The sequence below is a fragment of the Pseudomonas sp. PA1(2017) genome (genome assembly GCF_001945375.1).
Taxonomy (GTDB): Bacteria; Pseudomonadota; Gammaproteobacteria; order Pseudomonadales; family Pseudomonadaceae; genus Aquipseudomonas.
On record NZ_MSXU01000003.1, the window covers coordinates 273,041 to 289,388 of the forward strand.

Below are 16,348 nucleotides of genomic sequence, written 5' to 3' on the forward strand. Positions count from 1 at the left end.
ATGTTCGGCGTCCATGGCGACGGGGTCAAGGCGCTACGGGCCCATTCGCTGATAACACGTAACCTTTTCTTTCTACGCCACCAGTTGGCGCTTCTGACTTACTTGATGGCGCCGAACAACCAGGGCTGACGCTGCTGGTAGCCGGTTTCGAAGCTGCGAATCGCCTCGGCGTCCTGCAGGGTCAGGCCGATGTCGTCCAGGCCGTTGAGCAGGCAGTGCTTGCGGAAAGCGTCGACTTCGAAGCCATACTGCACGCCGTCGGGGCGGGTCACGGTCTGCGCCTCGAGGTCGACGGTCAGCTGATAACCCTCGGTGGCTTCGGCCTGCTCGAACAGCGCATCGACTTCTTCGGCCTTTAGGATGATCGGCAGCAAGCCGTTCTTGAAGCTGTTGTTGAAGAAGATATCGGCGAAGCTCGGCGCGATCACGGTGCGGAAACCGTACTCGTCCAGCGCCCAGGGTGCGTGCTCACGGCTCGAGCCGCAGCCGAAGTTCTCGCGGGCCAGCAGCACGCTGGCGCCCTGATAGCGTGGGAAGTTGAGCACGAAATCCTTGTTGATCGGGCGGTTGGAGTTGTCCTGGTTCGGCTGGCCGACATCCAGGTAACGCCACTCGTCGAACAGGTTGGGACCGAAGCCGGTGCGCTTGATCGACTTCAAGAACTGCTTGGGAATGATCTGGTCGGTGTCGACGTTGGCACGGTCGAGCGGACAAACCAGGCCGGTGTGTTGGGTGAAGGCTTTCATCATCTCTCTCCTCAGGCCTGGATCAATTCGCGCACATCGATGAAGCGGCCGGTCACCGCGGCAGCGGCGGCCATGGCCGGACTGACCAAGTGGGTACGACCACCGGCGCCCTGGCGGCCTTCGAAGTTGCGGTTGGAGGTCGAGGCGCAATGCTCGCCACTGCCCAGTTTGTCCGGGTTCATCGCCAGGCACATGGAGCAGCCCGGCTCACGCCATTCGAAACCGGCTTCGATGAAGATCTTGTCCAGCCCTTCGCTTTCCGCCTGGGCCTTGACCAGGCCGGAGCCCGGTACCACCAGCGCCTGCTTGACGGTGGCGGCGACCTTGCGGCCCTTGGCCACTTCTGCGGCCGCGCGCAGGTCTTCGATACGCGAGTTAGTGCACGAGCCGATGAACACACGATCGAGTTGAATGGCGGTGATCGGCTGGTTGGCAGCCAGGCCCATGTACTTGAGGGCGCGCGTGATCGAATCTTTCTTGACCGGGTCGCTTTCGCGAGCCGGGTCCGGCACGTTCTGGTCAACGGCCAAGACCATCTCGGGCGAGGTACCCCAGCTGACCTGCGGTTTGATGTCTTCGGCACGCAGTTCGATCACAGTATCGAAGTGCGCATCGGCGTCGGACACCAGGTCACGCCATACCGCCACGGCCTGCTCCCAGTGCTCGCCCTTGGGTGCGAACGGGCGGTCTTTGACGTAGGCAATGGTCTTTTCGTCGACCGCCACCAGGCCGACGCGGGCACCGGCCTCGATGGACATGTTGCAGATGGTCATGCGCCCTTCCAGGGACAGCTCGCGGATCGCGCTGCCGGCGAATTCCAGGGCGTGGCCGTTGCCACCGGCAGTGCCGATCTTGCCGATCACGGCCAGAACGATGTCCTTGGCGGTCACGCCGAACGGCAATTTGCCTTCGACACGCACCTGCATGTTCTTCATCTTCTTGGCGACCAGGCACTGGGTGGCGAGCACGTGCTCGACTTCCGAGGTGCCGATGCCATGGGCCAGCGCGCCGAAGGCGCCATGGGTGGAGGTGTGCGAATCGCCGCAGACCACGGTCATGCCCGGCAAGGTGGCACCCTGCTCCGGGCCGACCACATGCACGATGCCCTGGCGCACGTCGTTCATCTTGAATTCGAGGATGCCGAAGTCGTCGCAGTTCTCGTCCAGGGTCTGCACCTGAATACGCGAGACTTCATCGGCGATGGCGTCGAGGCCGCCGAGGCGCTCGGCACGGGTGGTCGGCACATTGTGGTCCGGCGTCGCGATGTTGGCATCGATACGCCACGGCTTGCGGCTCGCCAGGCGCAGGCCTTCGAAAGCCTGGGGCGACGTCACTTCGTGAAGAATGTGGCGGTCGATGTAGATCAGCGACGAGCCGTCATCGCGTCGCTTCACTTCGTGCATTTCCCACAACTTGTCGTAGAGCGTTCTGCCGGTCATTAGCCTGTTCCTCATCGGTCTTTCGAGCACCTCTAAAAACTGCCTGCGCTTCAATCGCTGGGTTTCTAGAGGTGGCCTTTCTATGCCTGGGCAATAGCCCTTTGGCTTATGGGGAGAATGCTATGCGCGGCTGGCGAATAACTCAAATTCATATTTTTCATCCAGAAGATTCCCGATCGGAATTGCTATAGCATCGACGTCTACCGCCCGCACTACCATCGGAAATGCCCATGGATCTCGCCACGCTCAACGCCTTCATCGCCATCGCCGAACTCGGCAGCTTCTCCGAGGCTGCCATACGCCTGCACCTGACTCAGCCGGCAGTGAGCAAACGCATCGCCAGCCTGGAGCAGCAACTGCGCGTGCGCCTGTTCGACCGCCTGGGCCGCGAGGTGAGCCTCACCGAAGCCGGGCGCGCCCTGCTGCCACGCGCCTACCAGATTCTCAACGTGCTGGAGGACACCCGCCGGGCGCTGACCAACCTCAATGGCGAGATCACCGGGCGGCTGACCCTTGCCACCAGCCACCACATCGGTCTGCACCGCCTGCCGCCGCTGCTGCGCGCCTTCACCCGAGCCCACCCGCAGGTGGCGCTGGATATTCAGTTCCTCGACTCGGAAGTGGCCTACGACGAAGTGTTCCACGGCCGCGCCGAGCTGGCGGTGATCACCCTGGCGCCGGACACCCGCGAACCGGTACGCGCCGTGCCGGTGTGGGACGACCCGCTGGATTTCGTAACTGCCCCCGAGCATCCGTTGGCCCAGAGCACGGGTGTGACCCTCGCCGATGTAGCCCTACACCCGGCGGTGTTTCCCGGCGGCAACACCTTCACCCACCACATCGTCCAGCGCCTGTTCGAAGCCGAGGATCTGACGCCCAACATCGCCATGAGCACCAACTACCTGGAGACCATCAAGATGATGGTTTCCATTGGTCTGGCCTGGAGCGTGCTGCCGCGCACCATGCTTGATGAACAGGTGGCGCGCCTGCCGCTTCCAGGCATCCAGCTGTCGCGTCAGCTCGGTTACATCGTGCACACCGAGCGCACCCTGTCGAACGCCGCCAGAGCGTTCATGCAACTGCTCGACAGTCATCGCGACAGTCTTGCTTTAGCGCCGGGGCAGCAGCTAACGTGACAACCATGCCGGCCATCTGCCGGCATTCATGCTGCACATGCGCCAATAGCCCGGCTTTCCGCCTCGCCGGGCTTTTGTAGAGGAAGGGTCAATGGGCAACTCCAACGACAAACGCCCACCGTTGCCCCACGTGCCGGTACTCGACCCCGCCGAGTTCGAAAAGACCTGGCGCGACAGCCAGCATCTATTGGCCGCCCTCAATGGTGCCGGCCTCGGCGCCTGGTTCTGGAACGTCGATACCGGTGAGGTCAGCTGGTCGCGTGGCGCCCAGAAGGTATTCGGTCTCGACCCGACCCGCCCGCTCAGCGCCCCGGTCGACTATATCGGGCTGATTCCCGAGGAGGAGCGCGGCGAAGTGCTGCGCCTGTTCCAGGCGGTGATCGATGGCTCGCCCACGGCCGAGCCGATCCGCCATCGCATTCAATGGCCGGACGGCAGCCTGCGCTGGATCGAAATCACCGGCAGCCTGCAGGCTGGCGAAGGCGGCCAGAACAGAATGTTCGGCGTGGTACGCGACATCAACCGCCAGCGCGTTCAGGAACAGGCCCTGGCCGATAGTCAGGAACGCCTGCGCATGGCACTCGAATCGGCCGACCTGGGTACCTGGGACTGGCACATCCCCAGCGACACCATGTATGCCTCGCCACGCGCCGCTCTGCTGCATGGGCTGGCGAACGAACCCTTTCAGGGCCGCTTTCCGGATTTTTTCACCCATGTGCCCATGCAGGATCGCCAGGCCCTGCGCCAGGCCTACCGCGACCTGCTGCCCGATAACGGCCAGGACTCCCAGGTGACCTACCGTACGGTACACGCCGACGGCCAGACCCATTATCTGGAAAGCACCGCCAAGCTGCACCGCGACGCCCAGGGCCAGCCCGTGCGCATGACCGGCATCATGATCGACACCAGCGAGCGCACCTTACGCGAGCAGCGCCTGCAGGCCTCGGAGCGCAAGTTCGCCATGGTCTTCCAGGCCAGCCCCGACCCGATCTGCGTGACCACCCTGCCGGAAGGCCGCATTCTGGAGGTCAACCCGGCGTTCACCCAGGCGTTCGGCTGGCGGCCGGCGGAAGTCACCGGGCGCAATATCTTCAAGCTCGCGCCCTGGAAGGCCCTGCCGGAGGATTCACCACTGCGCCTGAAGATTCTCAGCGGCACCGACCTCACCGACGAACGCATCGACCTGACCGACCCTCAGGGCCGGCTGATAAGCTGCATCGTGTCATGCCGTCGCCTGGAACTGGCCGGCCAGCCCTGCGTGCTCAGCAAGTTTCGCGACATCACCGAGCAGCAGCGCGCCGAGTCGGCGCTCAAGGCCAGCCAGGAGAAATTCTACAAGGCCTTTCACTCCAGCCCGGACGCGATCACCATCACCACCCGTGACACGGGCCGCTACATCGAGATCAACGACGGTTTCACGCGCCTGACAGGCTACAAAGCCGAGGAAGTCATCGGTCGCACCTCCACCGAGGTCGGCATCTGGCCCGACGAGGAACAGCGCCAGCGCCTGCTCAACACCCTGCGCGAGGAAGGCCACATTCAGCGCCTCGAGATGAGCGGCCGCGACCGCTACGGCAAGCACCTGGAAGTGGAAATCTCCTTCGAGCCGATCGAGCTGGATAGCACCCAGTGCCTGTTGGTCACCGCCCGCGACATCAGCGAACTCAAGGCAGCCCAGCAGCAGATCCAGCACCTGGCCTACCACGACCCGCTGACCAGCTTGCCCAATCGAGCCCTGCTGATGGATCGCCTGACCCAGCAGATCGCCTTGCTGCAACGCCACGCGCTACGTGGCGCCCTGCTGTTTCTCGACCTCGACCACTTCAAGCACATCAACGACTCGCTCGGCCATCCATTCGGCGATGCGGTGCTCAAGCTGATCACCGCCCGCCTGGAAGTCAGTGTGCGCGAGGAGGACACCGTGGCGCGCCTGGGTGGCGACGAATTCGTGGTGCTGCTGACCGGTATCGAGGGCACGCTCGACGAAGTCATCTCCCATGCCGGCCAGGCCGCCGAGAAACTGCGCACCCTGCTCAGCGAACCCATGCTGCTCGAGGGCCATCGCCTGCAGGTCACCCCGAGCATCGGCATCGCGCTGATCCCCGACCACGGTCAGACGCCGGCCGACCTGCTCAAGCGCGCCGACATCGCCCTGTACCGTGCCAAGGATTCGGGCCGCAATGCCATTCAGCTGTTCCACAGCTCCATGCAGCACGCGGCCAGCGAACGCCTGCGCCTGGAGAACGAGTTGCGCACCGCCCTGAGCCGCGGTGAATTCGAGCTGTATTTCCAGGCCCAGGTAGACGCCCGCACCGACCAGATCATCGGTGCCGAGGCGCTGCTGCGCTGGGCCCATCCGACGCTTGGCGAGCAGTCACCGGCGCTGTTCATCCACGTGCTGGAGGAAAGCGGACTGATTCTGGAGGTCGGCGCCTGGGTGATGGTCGAAGCCTGCCACGCTTGCGCGCAGTTGCTGGAGGACGGTCTCATCGACGAGCGTTTCAGCCTGTGCGTGAACATCAGTACCCGGCAGTTCCGCCAGGGCGATTTCGTCGAGCGGGTCGAGCATTGCCTGCGCCAGAACAAGCTGCCCCAGGGCATGCTCAAGCTGGAGATCACCGAAGGCATCGTCATCGAGGACATCGACGACACCATCGCCAAGATGAACCGCCTGCGCAAGCTGGGCGTCAGCTTCGCCATGGACGACTTCGGCACCGGTTACTCGTCGCTCACCTACCTCAAGCGCCTGCCGGTGAACGTACTGAAGATCGACCAGTCGTTCGTGCGCGATGCCACCAGTAACCCGAGCGACGCGGAAATCATCCGCGCCGTGGTCGCCCTCGGCCTCAGCCTCGGCCTGGAGGTCATCGCCGAAGGCGTGGAACAGCAGAGCCAACTGGACTTTCTGCAAAGCCAGGGCTGCAACTGCTACCAGGGCTACCTGTTCAGCCGCCCGCAGCCGCTGACGGCCTTCCGCGCCCTGCTCAGCCACGGCGCCCAACGCCTGCCCCACTGAAACGGAAAAGGCGCCACGACAGGCCGTGTGAAAACGTAGCGAGCGAAGGTCAGGCAAGGCAAAAACCGGCGAAAAAGCGCAGTTTACGAGCTGTAAATGAGCATTTTTAGCCGGTTTTTAACGCCGCATGACCGAGCGCAGTAGTTTTCACATGGCCTGGCGAGGGCGCCTTTCCGGTATGCCGGCAAAAGCGATCAGTTCTCCAGCGCCGGACGTGCGGCCCCGATCGGGATCCGCTTGGCCTTGGCCTCTTCCGGCACGTGGCGCTCCAGCTCGATGTTGAGCAGGCCGTTCACCAGGCTGGCGCTCTTGACCTCGATGTGATCGGCCAGGCGGAACGACAGCTTGAACGAACGCTGAGCGATGCCCTGATACAGATAGGTGACATTTTCACCGTTGCCATTGCCCGCGCGCTTGCCGCCGGTCACGGTCAACACGCCGCGCTCGACCTGCAGATCCAGATCTTCATCCTGGAAACCGGCTGCAGCGATGACGATCCGGTACTGATCATCGGCATGCTTTTCGACGTTGTAGGGCGGGTAGCTGCTGCTGGTCTCGTTGCGCATCGCCGATTCGAACAGGTCGTTGAAACGGTCGAAGCCGATGGACTGACGGAACAGCGGGGTCATGGAAAATGCAGTGCTCATGGTTTATCTCCTGAATTGGTCAGCGAGTGATAAGGTGCGGGACCCGACTTCGGCATCCCACGGTGATAAAAATGTGGATGGCCGAAAAAATTTCAAGGGACCGAAAAAGGAGATTTTTCGATGGGCAAGGTGATGCTGATCTCCGGTGCCAGCCGCGGCATCGGTGCGGCCACGGCAAGGCTGGCGGCCGGGCAAGGCTACCGCGTTGTCATCAACTACCAGCGCAACCGTGAGGCCGCCGACGCACTCGTCGAGGCGATCACGACCACGGGCGGCGAGGCGCTGGCGGTACAGGCCGATGTGGCGGACGAAGCCCAGGTTCGCCGGCTGTTCACCGAGGTCGACGCACGCCTGGGGCGCCTGGACGTGCTGGTCAACAACGCCGGGATGCTCGAGCAGCAGATGCGCCTGGAGCGCATGAGCCTGGAGCGCTGGCAACGGGTGTTCGCCACCAACGTGTACGGCAGCTTCCTGTGCAGCCGTGAGGCGATTGCGCGGATGTCCACCCGCCAGGGCGGGCGTGGCGGCGTGATCGTCAACGTGTCATCGATTGCCGCCCGCCTCGGCGCGCCTGAAGAGTACATCGACTATGCCGCTGCCAAGGGCGCGGTCGACAGTATGACGATAGGGCTGGCCAAGGAACTCGCTGGCGATGGCATTCGCGTGAATGCGGTGCGGCCCGGCGTGATCGACACAGAGATCCACGCCAGTGGCGGCGAGCCGCAGCGGGTGGCGCGCGTCGCCGCCAGCATTCCGCTGGGCCGCGGTGGGCAGGCTGAGGAAGTGGCAGAAGCGATTCTGTGGTTGGCCAGCGAACAGGCCAGCTATACCACCGGCTCGCTGCTCGACGTCAGCGGAGGGCGCTGAGCGCCTCCTCGTCAGCTTCGAGCGTTTGCAGGGTGCTCACCTCTGCCGGCGCGATGCTCACGCCCAGCAGTGCGTCGATGACCTCGCAATTGGTTTCCCGCCGCAACAGGGCGAACAGCTCGACCGCCTCGGGGTAGCTGCGCGTGAGCATCGCCAGCCACTGTTTGAGCCGCCCGGGGGCGTAGCGCGGCGAGATCTTGCGGCGGGCCTGCAGCCAGAACTCGGCCAACAGCGGCTGTAACTCAGCCCAGCTCATCACGCCGGCATCCTGGCCGGCCTTCGCCGCGGCGATCTGCCGGGCCAGATCGGGCCGCGCCACCACGCCACGGCCCAGCATGAAGTGCTCGGCGCCGCTCACCTCGCGGCAGCGCTGCCAGTCCTCGACGGACCAGATATCACCGTTGGCATACACCGGTACGCTGACCACCTCCTGCACCCGCGCCACCCATTCCCAGTGGGCTGGGGGCTTGTAGCCCTCGACCTTGGTGCGCGCGTGCACGACGATCTGCGAGGCGCCCCCTTCGACCAGCGCCCGGGCGCAATCGAGAGCCAGATCCTTGTGATCGAAGCCCAGGCGCATCTTGGCGGTGACGGGAATGGCCGCCGGCACGCTGCGGCGCACCTCGCGCACGATGGCGTGCAGCAGCTCCGGCTCCTTGAGCAGCACCGCCCCGCCACGGGACTTGTTCACCGTCTTGGCCGGGCAGCCGAAATTGAGGTCGATCACCGGCGCGCCGAGCACACAGGCGTAGGCGGCGTTGTCACCCAGGCACTTGGGATCGGAGCCAAGCAATTGCACGCGCAGCGGCGTACCGGCAGCCGTGCGGGCGCCATTGAACAGCTCCGGCGCCAGTTTGCGGTAGGTCGACCTGGGCAGCACGCGATCGGTGACGCGGATGAACTCGGTCACGCACCAGTCGATGCCGCCAACCTGGGTCAGCACGTCGCGGAGGATTTCATCGACCAGCCCCTCCATGGGCGCCAGGGCGATCTGCATGGCGATACTCTCGAATAACGGGGAAGGCCATCGGCATGCCGAGGCAAAAACGGCGCGTAGTGTAGCGGCGAGCGACGCGCCGGGACAGCGCCTGAACACCCAACGCCTGGAGCAGTCCACTGCAATGACAGACACCACCGGAAATCGCCATGAATCGACTCGTGCTGCGCAGCGCCCCGCTCGCCCTGCTGCTGGCCACCACCACTGCAATCGCCGCCACGCCGATCTCCGAGGGCGTGCCGCTGGAGCCCGCAGCGGCCGCCAAGCTGATCGTCAGCCGCGACCGCAATGCGCCCAACGCCTGCGACCTGCAACTGCGCGTCGACGAGCAACTGATTGTCGCCTTGCCAGCCGGCGAAAGCGTCACGCTCGACGTTCCCAGCGGCGAACGCAGCGTGGTGCTCACCCCGTCACGCGAAGGGTTCTGCGCCGAGATCGATCTGGTGAGCAGCCAATCGCTCTTGCTGCAACCGGGTGAAACCCGGCGCTACCAGGCAGTCTACGAGGAGCAGAAGCTGTTTCTGGCCCCGCAGCCATGAACACTCAAGCCGGCAGCAATGCCCGGCCATAACCCTCGATGAATTCGGCCGGCATGCGCTTGGGCCGACCGCTGGACAACTCGATGCAGACGAAGGTGGTGCGCGCACGCAGCAGCGTGGCGCCATCCTGCGGACGTATCAGCTGAAAACAGCGATCCATCTTCAGACGCTGGTCGGATTCGACGATCCAGGTACCCATCTGCAGCGCCTGGCCTTCATAGGCACTGCTCAGGTAATCGATTTCGTGGCGCACCACCGCCATGGCCCGATCCAGGCGCCGGTACTCGACCAGATCCAGCCCCAGCGATTGCGAATGGCGCCAGGCGCAACGCTCCAGCCAGGTCACGTAGACGGCGTTGTTGGCGTGCCCGAGGCCATCGATATCCTCGCTGCCGACCAGCAGATCGATGGTGAACGGATCGGGGCGATCCCAGTTCACGACACATACCTCAGCGCAGCGGCGCGCAGCGATGCAGCAATGTGAGTCAGCTTCATGCAATGGCCTCCCTTGGCGACGCAACAGGCTCGACCTTAGGGGCTTAGCCTGCTGCAACGCAAGCGCCGCATCGCCAGCCGCACGGATCGACGAGAACTTTTCGTACGCGCAAAAACAAAAGGGCCACTTCGTGAGAAGTGACCCTTAAAAATCCCGCAGAGCGGGCAAAAATGGCGTCCCCTAGGGGACTCGAACCCCTGTTACCGCCGTGAAAGGGCGGTGTCCTAGGCCACTAGACGAAGGGGACGAAACCTTCGAAGAACAAGGCCAGCACTTGGCTGGCCTTGTCGTGGATTGGTGGAGCTAGACGGGATCGAACCGTCGACCTCTTGCATGCCATGCAAGCGCTCTCCCAGCTGAGCTATAGCCCCAGAACCTTGCGGTCTGGCTGCAATGCCTAAGCACTGCAGCTGGAAATAGTGGCGTCCCCTAGGGGACTCGAACCCCTGTTACCGCCGTGAAAGGGCGGTGTCCTAGGCCACTAGACGAAGGGGACGCAAATGCCCTTCTTTACAACTCAACCCATTCCGTAGAACCGGTTGTGGCATCCGAGATTGGTGGAGCTAGACGGGATCGAACCGTCGACCTCTTGCATGCCATGCAAGCGCTCTCCCAGCTGAGCTATAGCCCCATCTCGAGGACGGGGCGCATGTTAAGTGCGCCCCTGCACCCTGTCAACAAAAAATTAGCGGCTACCTTATTTTTTTTCGCTGACATAACAAACACTTACCGCAAACCGCTGGCTGCCGGCCGCCCATGGCGACAGGCGGCCGAGAATCAGCCGATGCTGCCCAGCAGTTTTTCCCACTCCTTGTTCTCTTTCTTCGACACACCGCCGAGCAGTTCGATGGCCTGGCGCAGACGGAAACGGGTGAGGTCCGGGCCGAGGATTTCCATGGCATCGAGCACCGATACCGAACTGGCCTGACCGGTGACGGCGGCGAACATCAGCGGCATGGCATCGCGCAGCTTCAGCTCCAGATGTTCGACCACCGCCTGGATGCAGCCGGTGATCCGCTCCTTCTCCCACTGGCGCAGCGCCTCGAGCTTCCAGAGGATCAGTTGCATGAGCTGGCGCACCTGATCGTCCGACAGCTTCTTGTGGGCGAACAGCGCCTTGTCCGGCTGCACACCGCCTGCGAAGAAGAAGCTGGCCAGTGGCGCGATCTGGCTGAAGGTTTCCACCCTGCCCTGCACGTGGGGGGCGATCTTCATCAGGTAGTCGCTGTTGAAGGCCCACTTCTGCACGCCAGCGGCGAACTCTTCGACGCTCAGGTCACGCATCCACTGGCCGTTGAGCCAGGACAGCTTCTCCAGATCGAAGATCGGCCCGCCGAGGGAAACGCGCTGTACGTCGAAATTGGCGATCATTTCCTCGAGGGTGAATTTTTCGCGCTCGTCCGGCATCGACCAGCCCATGCGGCCCAGGTAGTTGAGCATCGCCTGGGGCAGGAAGCCCATGCGCTCGTAGAAGGTGATCGAAGTCGGGTTCTTGCGCTTGGACAGCTTGCTCTTGTCCGGGTTACGCAGCAACGGCATGTAGCACAGCTGTGGCTTGTCCCAGCCGAAGTACTCGTAGAGCAGGATCAGCTTGGGCGCCGAGGGCAGCCATTCTTCACCACGCAGCACGTGGGTGATCTTCATCAGGTGGTCGTCGACCACGTTGGCCAGGAAGTAGGTCGGCAGGCCATCGGTCTTCATCAGCACCTGCATGTCCATGCGATCCCACGGAATCTCGACGTCGCCGCGCAACATGTCCGGCACCACGCAGACGCCCTCGCTCGGCACCTTCATGCGGATCACGTGGGGCTCGCCCGCTGCCAGGCGGCGCTGCACGTCCTCGTCGGAGAGCAGCAGGCCGCGGCCGTCGTAGCGCGGCGTCTCGCCACGGGCCATCTGTTCGGCACGCATCTGATCGAGTTCTTCCGGGGTGCAGAAGCAGTAGAAGGCATGGCCCTTCTCCACCAGCTCCAACGCGTACTTGCGGTAGATCTCGCCGCGTTCGCTCTGCCGGTACGGGCCATAAGGGCCACCGACGTCCGGGCCTTCGTTCCACTCGATGCCCAGCCAGCGCAGGGCATCGTAGATCTGCTGCTCGGACTCACGGGTCGAACGAACCTGGTCGGTATCCTCGATGCGCAGGATGAACTCGCCGCCGTACTGTCTGGCGAAGCACAGGTTGAACAGGGCGATGTAGGCGGTGCCGACGTGAGGGTCGCCGGTAGGCGACGGAGCGATACGAGTGCGAACGGTGGTCATGGAAAGTCCCGAGCAAGTAAGACTGAAAATGGCATGGGCTGGCCTCGCGCCCAGGCCGCATGGGCGACCGGCGCAGGCGCCATGGATGACGCGAGAAAGCGAAGGGAATGAATATTAACAGGCCAGCCCCGGCTGGCTCCAGCGAACCGCGGCGCAGGGCTGCGAAGAACGGGTCAGGCGCCCGACGCGCCGTTCAGGTAGCGACGCAGCGCCGCCACCCCCTCCTCTACACTGGCGCTGCAACCGGCCCAGGAACAGGCGAGCATCAGATTGCGCGGCAGGCCGAAATCCTCGATGAAGTAGCCGTCGGCGTCACGGCCCTCAGTGTCACCGGGCAACCACTGGCGCATGCTGCCCTGGGGCTCGAAATACGCCCACACCGGCTTGCCCAGCGCCACAGCCGCACCGACTTCGAATGCCGTGCCGGAATCCGGCTCGAGCCCGCGAAACGGGTTGAGGTTGGCCAGCACGGCATCGGCATCACGGATCATCGCCAGATTGAGCCGGCAGATCTGCGCCGCCATCTCGGTCGGCGCCAGCCCGTCAGCCACCTCGTTATCGAACGGATAGAGCCCTTCGAGCCCCTGCTCACGGCACAAGCGCTTGAGATACTCACCACGCTCGATGGCGTCCACCCGGAACACGTCGAAGCCGGCCAGATAGACCTTTGCATGACCCGCCACACTCATACCGCAAGCAGCCGGTCACGCAGCTTCTGGATCTCGTCGCGCATCTGCGCCGCCGCCTCGAACTCCAGGTCGCGGGCCAGCTCGAACATCTTGTCCTCCAGCTGACGGATACGCTTGGTGATCTCCGCCGGCGAGCGCAGCTCCGCCTCGTAGCGTGCATTGTCTTCGGCGGCCTTGGCCATGCCCTTGCGCTTCTTGCTGCGCGCACCCGGCACCACGGCACCTTCGAGAATGTCCTTGATATCCTTGACCACGCCCTTGGGCACGATGCCGTTGGCCTCGTTGAAGGCCAACTGCTTCTGCCGGCGCCGCTCGGTCTCGCCGATGGCACGTTCCATGGAGCCGGTCATGTTGTCGGCGTAGAGAATCGCCCGGCCATTCAGGTTACGGGCTGCGCGACCGATGGTCTGGATCAGCGAGCGTTCGCTGCGCAGGAAGCCCTCCTTGTCGGCATCGAGAATCGCCACCAGGGCGACTTCGGGCATATCCAGCCCCTCGCGCAGCAGGTTGATGCCGATCAGCACGTCGAAGGTGCCGATGCGCAGGTCACGGATGATTTCTACCCGCTCGACCGTGTCGATATCCGAGTGCAGGTAACGCACCTTGACGCCGTGGTCGGCCAGATAATCGGTGAGGTCCTCGGCCATGCGCTTGGTCAGCGTGGTGACCAGCACGCGCTGCTCGAGGGCGACGCGCTTGTTGATCTCCGACAGCAGGTCATCGACCTGAGTACGCGCCGGGCGCACCTCCACTTCCGGGTCGACCAGGCCGGTGGGTCGCACCACCTGCTCGATCACCCGCCCGGCATGGTCGGCCTCGTAAGGCCCCGGTGTGGCGGAAACGAAGATGGTCTGCGGGCACGCGGCTTCCCATTCCTCGAAGCGCATCGGGCGGTTGTCCAGCGCCGAGGGCAGGCGGAAGCCGTACTCGACCAGGGTTTCCTTACGCGAACGGTCGCCTTTGTACATGGCGCCGACCTGCGGCACGCTGACGTGGGATTCGTCGATCACCAGCAGCGCCTCCGCCGGCAGGTAATCGTACAGCGTGGGTGGCGGCGCACCGGGGTCGCGCCCGGACAGGTAGCGCGAGTAGTTTTCGATGCCGTTGCAGTAACCCAGCTCGAGGATCATCTCCAGGTCGAAACGGGTGCGCTGCTCCAGACGCTGCGCTTCGACCAGTTTGTTGGCGCCGCGCAGGTAGTCCAGGCGGTCCTTGAGCTCGACCTTGATCTTCTCCATCGCCTCGAGCAGCGTGTCGCGGGGCGTCACGTAGTGGCTCTTGGGGTAGAAGGTGAAACGCGGCAGGCGCTGCAGCACCTCGCCGGTCAGCGGATCGAAGGCGCTGATGTTCTCGACTTCATCGTCGAACAGCTCGATGCGGATCGCTTCCAGATCCGATTCGGCCGGGAAGATATCGATCACATCGCCGCGCACCCGGAAGGTCGCCCGGGCGAAATCCATGTCGTTGCGGGTGTACTGCAGCTCGGCCAGGCGGCGCAGCAGCGCGCGTTGATCCATCTTGTCGCCACGGTCGAGGTGCAGCACCATTTTCAGGTACTCCTCGGGGCTGCCCAGGCCGTAGATCGACGACACCGTGCAGACCACGATGACGTCCTTGCGCTCGATCAGCGCCTTGGTCGCCGACAGGCGCATCTGCTCGATGTGATCGTTGATCGAGGCATCCTTCTCGATGAAGGTGTCCGACGACGGCACGTAGGCCTCGGGCTGGTAGTAGTCGTAATAGGAAACGAAATACTCCACCGCGTTGTTCGGGAAGAACGACTTGAATTCGCCATACAACTGCGCCGCCAGGGTCTTGTTCGGCGCCAGCACCAGCGTCGGGCGCTGCACCTGGGCGATGACGTTGGCCACGCTGAAGGTCTTGCCGGAGCCCGTCACGCCGAGCAGCGTCTGGTGCGAAAGCCCGGCCTCGAGGCCTTCGATCATCTGCCGAATCGCCTCGGGCTGGTCGCCGGCGGGCTCGAAACGGGTGACCAGTTGAAACTCGGACATAATTACCTCTGCAAAGGCTGTGACGCCACGACCACACGTGCGTCATACCTGATGTACGCTGTCGCGACACCGAATATGGGCCGCTATACTAACGGCCCGCTTGCGCAACCCCTAATCCAGTTGCCGGGTTGCTCGATACTCACCCCACCACAGAGCTGCCGCCCCCATGAGTCTGTTCTCCGCCGTCGAAATGGCTCCGCGCGATCCCATCCTGGGCCTCAACGAAGCATTCAACGCCGATAAACGCCCTGACAAGGTCAACCTTGGCGTGGGTGTCTACACCAACGAAGAAGGTCGCATTCCGCTGCTGCGCGCCGTGGTCGAAGCCGAAGCGGCCCTGACCGCCGCTCGCGCCCCGCGCGGCTACCTGCCGATCGAAGGCATCGCTGCTTACGATCAGGCCGTGCAGAGGCTGCTGCTGGGCAACGACTCGCCGCTGATCCAGCAAGGCCGCGTGATCACCACCCAGGCCATCGGCGGCACTGGCGCGCTGAAGACCGGCGCGGACTTCCTCAAGCGCCTGCTGCCCGACGCCACCGTGGCGATCAGCGACCCGAGCTGGGAGAACCATCGCGCGCTGTTCGAAACCGCCGGTTTCCCGGTGCGCAACTACCGTTACTACGACGCCTTCAGCAACGGCGTGAACCGTGGTGGCCTGCTCGAAGACCTGAAGAACCTGCCGGCGCGCTCCATCGTCGTGCTGCACGCCTGCTGCCACAACCCGACCGGCGTCGACCTGACGCCCGAAGACTGGCAAGCAGTGCTGGAAATCGTGCGCGAACGCGAGCATGTGCCCTTCCTCGACATCGCCTACCAGGGTTTTGGCGACGGTATTGAAGAAGACGCCGCGGCGGTACGTTTGTTCGCCCAATCTGGCCTGACTTTCTTCGTCTCCAGCTCGTTCTCCAAGTCGTTCTCGCTTTACGGCGAGCGCGTCGGCGCCCTGACCATCGTGGTCGGCGACCAGGAAGAAGGCAGCCGCGTGCTGTCCCAGGTCAAGCGCGTGATCCGCACCAACTACTCCAACCCGCCGACCCATGGCGCCAGCGTGGTCGCGGCCGTGCTCAACAATCCTGAACTGCGGGTGATGTGGGAAACCGAACTGGGCGAGATGCGTGATCGTATCCGCACCATGCGTCTGGCCATGGTCGAGCAGTTGGCAGCACTGAACGCCAAGCGCGACTTCGGCTTCGTTGCCGAACAGCGCGGCATGTTCTCCTACTCGGGCCTGACCACCGAACAGGTCGAGCGTCTGCGCAGCGAATTCGGCATCTACGCCGTGGGCACCGGCCGCATCTGCGTGGCCGCCCTGAACACGCGCAACCTGCCGGTCGTAACCAAGGCCATCGCCGCCGTTCTGTAAGTTGCCAGGGGAAGTCGGCAGATGCTTGACTTCCCCTTCGTAATCAGTAGGATACGCGTCGTTGTTCCGCGATAGCTCAGTCGGTAGAGCAAATGACTGTTAATCATTGGGTCCCTGGTTCGAGTCCAGGTCGCGGAGCCAA

General features: G+C 63.7%; 13 protein-coding genes and 5 tRNA genes. 6 read left to right on the forward strand and 12 right to left on the reverse strand.

The annotated features are described in order from the left end of the window. Nucleotides 1–98 precede the first annotated feature (98 nt). Nucleotides 99–746 carry a 3-isopropylmalate dehydratase small subunit gene (gene leuD, locus BVH01_RS06440; protein WP_075929533.1) on the reverse strand — a complete coding sequence of 216 codons (648 nt, stop codon included), beginning with the start codon at nt 744–746 and terminating at the stop codon, nt 99–101. An 11-nt stretch (nt 747–757) separates the two neighbouring features. Continuing rightward, the gene (gene leuC / locus BVH01_RS06445; RefSeq protein ID WP_075929534.1) at nt 758–2,185 is read right to left on the reverse strand and encodes a 3-isopropylmalate dehydratase large subunit; all 1,428 of its coding nucleotides are present in this window, start codon (nt 2,183–2,185) and stop codon (nt 758–760) included. A 230-nt stretch (nt 2,186–2,415) separates the two neighbouring features. Between leuC and BVH01_RS06450 the strand changes: the two genes are divergently transcribed. Continuing rightward, a complete protein-coding gene (locus BVH01_RS06450) occupies nt 2,416–3,321 on the forward strand; it encodes a LysR family transcriptional regulator (RefSeq protein WP_075929535.1) in 906 nt (301 codons plus the stop codon). A 91-nt stretch (nt 3,322–3,412) separates the two neighbouring features. Next, nucleotides 3,413–6,337, forward strand: coding sequence for a bifunctional diguanylate cyclase/phosphodiesterase (locus BVH01_RS06455; RefSeq protein WP_075929536.1), 2,925 nt, complete (start codon nt 3,413–3,415; stop codon nt 6,335–6,337). A 194-nt stretch (nt 6,338–6,531) separates the two neighbouring features. Here the strand turns inward: BVH01_RS06455 and BVH01_RS06460 are convergent, their stop codons facing one another. Then, entirely contained in the window at nt 6,532–6,984 is a 453-nt protein-coding gene (locus BVH01_RS06460) for an Hsp20 family protein (protein WP_075929537.1), read from the reverse strand. Nucleotides 6,985–7,104: 120 nt separating this feature from the next. Between BVH01_RS06460 and BVH01_RS06465 the strand changes: the two genes are divergently transcribed. Beyond that, on the forward strand, nt 7,105–7,851 hold the full coding sequence (locus tag BVH01_RS06465) for an SDR family oxidoreductase (RefSeq protein WP_075929538.1): 747 nt from the start codon (nt 7,105–7,107) through the stop codon (nt 7,849–7,851). Here the strand turns inward: BVH01_RS06465 and BVH01_RS06470 are convergent. Next, nucleotides 7,835–8,848: a tRNA-dihydrouridine synthase gene (locus tag BVH01_RS06470; protein ID WP_075929539.1), complete on the reverse strand. Its 1,014-nt coding sequence runs from the start codon at nt 8,846–8,848 to the stop codon at nt 7,835–7,837. The genes BVH01_RS06465 and BVH01_RS06470 overlap by 17 nt on opposite strands. 149 nt (nt 8,849–8,997) lie before the next feature. Between BVH01_RS06470 and BVH01_RS06475 the strand changes: the two genes are divergently transcribed. Next, on the forward strand, nt 8,998–9,387 hold the full coding sequence (locus BVH01_RS06475) for a hypothetical protein (protein WP_075929540.1): 390 nt from the start codon (nt 8,998–9,000) through the stop codon (nt 9,385–9,387). Nucleotides 9,388–9,391: 4 nt separating this feature from the next. Here BVH01_RS06475 and BVH01_RS06480 read toward each other — a convergent pair whose 3' ends face one another. From BVH01_RS06480 to uvrB, 8 genes are all read right to left on the reverse strand, one after another. After that, on the reverse strand, nt 9,392–9,826 hold the full coding sequence (locus BVH01_RS06480; protein ID WP_075929541.1) for a thioesterase family protein: 435 nt from the start codon (nt 9,824–9,826) through the stop codon (nt 9,392–9,394). A gap of 228 nt (nt 9,827–10,054) precedes the next feature. Further along, a tRNA-Glu gene (locus BVH01_RS06485) sits at nt 10,055–10,130 on the reverse strand. Between the two features lie 48 nt (nt 10,131–10,178). Next, nucleotides 10,179–10,254: transfer RNA gene (locus BVH01_RS06490), tRNA-Ala, on the reverse strand. 49 nt (nt 10,255–10,303) lie between these two features. Continuing rightward, nucleotides 10,304–10,379: transfer RNA gene (locus BVH01_RS06495), tRNA-Glu, on the reverse strand. A 59-nt stretch (nt 10,380–10,438) separates the two neighbouring features. Next, nucleotides 10,439–10,514 (reverse strand) — tRNA-Ala (locus BVH01_RS06500). 146 nt (nt 10,515–10,660) lie between these two features. Further along, nucleotides 10,661–12,142 carry a glutamate--tRNA ligase gene (gene gltX, locus BVH01_RS06505; protein WP_075929542.1) on the reverse strand — a complete coding sequence of 494 codons (1,482 nt, stop codon included), beginning with the start codon at nt 12,140–12,142 and terminating at the stop codon, nt 10,661–10,663. Nucleotides 12,143–12,315: 173 nt separating this feature from the next. Continuing rightward, nucleotides 12,316–12,831: a nucleoside 2-deoxyribosyltransferase gene (locus BVH01_RS06510; protein WP_075929543.1), complete on the reverse strand. Its 516-nt coding sequence runs from the start codon at nt 12,829–12,831 to the stop codon at nt 12,316–12,318. After that, nucleotides 12,828–14,843 carry an excinuclease ABC subunit UvrB gene (gene uvrB, locus BVH01_RS06515; protein WP_075929544.1) on the reverse strand — a complete coding sequence of 672 codons (2,016 nt, stop codon included), beginning with the start codon at nt 14,841–14,843 and terminating at the stop codon, nt 12,828–12,830. Before uvrB ends, BVH01_RS06510 begins: the two co-directional genes overlap by 4 nt. Before the next feature lie 166 nt (nt 14,844–15,009). Between uvrB and BVH01_RS06520 the strand changes: the two genes are divergently transcribed. Then, on the forward strand, nt 15,010–16,206 hold the full coding sequence (locus tag BVH01_RS06520; RefSeq protein WP_075929545.1) for an amino acid aminotransferase: 1,197 nt from the start codon (nt 15,010–15,012) through the stop codon (nt 16,204–16,206). Nucleotides 16,207–16,271: 65 nt separating this feature from the next. Continuing rightward, a tRNA-Asn gene (locus BVH01_RS06525) sits at nt 16,272–16,347 on the forward strand. Nucleotide 16,348: the final 1 nt, after the last annotated feature.